The sequence below is a fragment of the Aeromonas sp. RU39B genome (assembly GCF_900156095.1).
Taxonomy (GTDB): Bacteria; Pseudomonadota; Gammaproteobacteria; order Enterobacterales; family Aeromonadaceae; genus Aeromonas.
In genome coordinates this window covers 1-2,886 of sequence record NZ_FTMJ01000029.1, presented here as the reverse complement: position 1 = coordinate 2,886, position 2,886 = coordinate 1, and the positions used below count along the sequence as shown (strand labels likewise).

Here is a 2,886-nt window from a genome sequence, read left to right as displayed (position 1 = left end):
CTTGGTCGGTGCGCCCAAGGTCTGCTTGAACCAGTTGACCACGCGCTCGATGATCTGCGGCTGATACCAGTGGATATCGCCATGCTCGGCGCCTTCGACCAGCACATACTCAACCTTGTCGTGCTTGGCTTTCAATGCATCATACAGCTGGGCGCTCTGTTTGGGAGACACCAGCGTGTCGGCGCTGCCGTGCATGATCAAGAACGGCGGCTCATGCCCGCTGATATGACCCATGGAGCTGGCGGCGAGCGCTTTTTTCGGATCGCTGCCAATACTACTTTAAGGACATCCACCTTTTTGACAGCGGTGTAGCGGGCTGCTTGGCTTAAGGCTTAGCGCCGAGAGAGGTTGCCATGACCATCGCCCGTTCACGTCAAATCAGTTTGCAGGATACGCCCTACTACCACGTGGTCAGTCGCTGTGTGCGCCGTGCGTTTCTGTGCGGGGAAGATAGCCATTCCGGTCAAAGCTTCGAGCACCGACGCCAGTGGGTGGTTGATAAGCTGGGTCAGTTGTCGCGGGTTTTTGCCATTGGTGTTTGCGCCGAACTTTAAGGACACCCACCTTTTTGACAGCGGCGTAGCTGGCTGCTTGGCTTAAGGCTTAGCGCCGAGGGAGGTTGCCATGACCATCGCCCGTTCACGTCAAATCAGTTTGCAGGATACGCCCTACTACCACGTGGTCAGCCGCTGTGTACGCCGGGCATTTCTGTGCGGGGAAGATAGCCATTCCGGCCAAAGCTTCGAGCACCGACGCCAGTGGGTGGTCGACAAGCTGGGTCAGTTGTCGCGGGTCTTTGCCATTGGTGTTTGCGCTTATGCGGTGATGAACAACCACTACCATCTGGTGCTGAAAGTTGAGCCGGAAGTGGCAAACGGCTGGAGTGACCGCGAGGTAGCCGAGCGCTGGGCTGGGCTGTTTCAGTGGCCACTGCTGGTGCGCCGCTGGTATCTGGAAGAATCGCTGACCGAGCCGGAGTTGGCCGTGGTACAAGGATTACTCGCTCAGTGGCGGGTGCGACTCTACTCCATCAGCTGGCTGGTGCGTCTGCTCAACGAAAGCCTGGCACGGCAAGCCAATCAGGAAGATGGCTGCAAGGGGCACTTCTGGGAAGGGCGCTTCAAAAGTCAGGCGCTACTGACGGAATCAGCATTGCTGGCCTGCATGACCTATGTTGAGCTCAATCCGGTGCGCGCCAAGGTGGCGGAGCGGCCAGAGGAGAGCGATTACACCAGCATCAGCCAGCGGCTGGGTCGTGCAACCGGTGAGCTGCCACCATTGTTGCTGCCGTTTTCCGAGAAACAGCGCGAGCAAGAGCATGCCTTGCCGTATGCGTTTATCGATTATCTGACGCTGGTCGATTGGACCGGACGGGCGATGCGCGATGACAAGCGCGGCCATATTCCTGCCGGGCTTGCACCGATATTGCAGCGCTTGAATCTGGCAGAAAGCAGCTGGCTGCGTCAGGTTAGCGTGTTTCGGCGCTCAGGTATTCGGGCCGTGGGGGATGGGGTACAAGGGTACTTTAAGGACACCCACCTTTTTGACAGCGGCGTAGCGGGCTGCTTGGCTTAAGGCTTAGCGCCGAGGGAGGTTGCCATGACCATCGCCCGTTCACGTCAAATCAGTTTGCAGGATACGCCCTACTACCACGTGGTCAGCCGCTGTGTGCGCCGTGCGTTTCTGTGCGGCGAAGATAGCCATTCCGGCCAAAGCTTCGAGCACCGACGTCAGTGGGTGGTCGACAAGCTGGGTCAGTTGTCGCGGGTCTTTGCCATTGGTGTTTGCGCCTATGCGGTGATGAACAACCACTACCATCTGGTGCTGAAAGTCGAGCCAGAAGTGGCAAACGGCTGGAGTGACCGCGAGGTTGCCGAGCGCTGGGCCGGGCTGTTTCAGTGGCCACTGCTGGTGCGCCGCTGGTATCTGGAAGAGTCGCTGACCGAGCCGGAGTTGGCCGTGGTACGAGGATTACTTGCCCAGTGGCGGGAGCGGCTCTACTCCATCAGCTGGCTGGTGCGTCTGCTTAACGAAAGCCTAGCACGACAAGCCAATCAGGAAGATGGCTGCAAGGGGCACTTCTGGGAAGGGCGCTTCAAAAGTCAGGCACTACTGACCGAATCGGCATTGCTGGCGTGTATGACCTATGTCGAGCTCAATCCGGTACGCGCCAAGGTGGCGGAGCGGCCAGAGGAGAGCGATTACACCAGCATCAGCCAGCGGCTGGGTCGTGCAACCGGTGAGCTGCCACCATTGTTGCTGCCGTTTTCCGAGAAACAGCCCGAGCAAGAGCATGCTCTGCCGTATGCGTTTACCGATTATCTGACGCTGGTCGATTGGACCGGACGAGCGATGCGCGATGACAAGCGCGGCCATATTCCTGCTGGGCTTGCACCAATATTGCAGCGCTTGAATCTGGCAGAAAGCAGTTGGCTGCGGCAGGTCAGCGTGTTTCGGCGCTCAGGGATTAGGGCCGTGGGGGATGGGGCACTGTGCCAACAATACGCCCACCACTGCGGCCAGCAACGATGTCGTCATCCTAAGCACTGACTCGCTTTCATTGATTGTGGTCTGGGCCCTGCCGGTATCATCGGCAGCGAGTTCGGCTGTGTGTAAAACCGTCGATTTGTCGAAAGCCTAACTTTTCCTGCCCGTTACGACTGGTGATACATGTTTTTCGGGAGTGACCGGCAGGCTATCTGGATGGTGCCGCGCCTTCTCCCAAAGGTGGCTGTCCTGAGACTTCTTCAATGTCAGCGTGGCCCAGATGGCCACGCTAGCGACCGAGGTACAGTCCGGCGCCCAGCACTCGGCGGATTTGGCCACCAAGGTCACCCACCTTGCCAAAGAGCTGACCAGCCAGATTGAGCACTTCAAGCTGCCGGC

Annotated in this window: 4 protein-coding genes; 3 read left to right on the top strand and 1 reads right to left on the bottom strand. The window is 58.7% G+C overall.

Features of this window, described 5'->3' with window-relative positions; translation table 11 throughout:
• A partial coding sequence (locus BW958_RS20085; protein WP_372630183.1) for an alpha/beta hydrolase family protein occupies positions 1–273 on the bottom strand: 273 nt, incomplete at its 3' end.
• An 80-nt stretch (positions 274–353) separates the two neighbouring features.
• On the opposite strand from BW958_RS20085, the gene BW958_RS20080 reads away from it, so the two are divergent.
• From BW958_RS20080 to BW958_RS20070, 3 genes are all read left to right on the top strand, one after another.
• Positions 354–554: a hypothetical protein gene (locus BW958_RS20080; RefSeq protein ID WP_372630181.1), complete on the top strand. Its 201-nt coding sequence runs from the start codon at positions 354–356 to the stop codon at positions 552–554.
• Positions 555–624: 70 nt separating this feature from the next.
• On the top strand, positions 625–1,575 hold the full coding sequence (locus BW958_RS20075; RefSeq protein WP_076577678.1) for a transposase: 951 nt from the start codon (positions 625–627) through the stop codon (positions 1,573–1,575).
• 24 nt (positions 1,576–1,599) lie between these two features.
• Complete coding sequence (locus BW958_RS20070; RefSeq protein ID WP_076577677.1) at positions 1,600–2,550, top strand: transposase; 951 nt, start codon at positions 1,600–1,602, stop codon at positions 2,548–2,550.
• The last annotated feature ends 336 nt before the right edge of the window (positions 2,551–2,886 follow it).

What these genes read in the sequence shown, in the direction of transcription:
- BW958_RS20080 (WP_372630181.1), top strand. Translation starts at nt 354, where the DNA reads ATGACCATCGCCCGTTCACGTCAAATCAGTTTGCAGGATACGCCCTAC.
- BW958_RS20075 (WP_076577678.1), top strand. Translation starts at nt 625, where the DNA reads ATGACCATCGCCCGTTCACGTCAAATCAGTTTGCAGGATACGCCCTAC.
- BW958_RS20070 (WP_076577677.1), top strand. Translation starts at nt 1,600, where the DNA reads ATGACCATCGCCCGTTCACGTCAAATCAGTTTGCAGGATACGCCCTAC.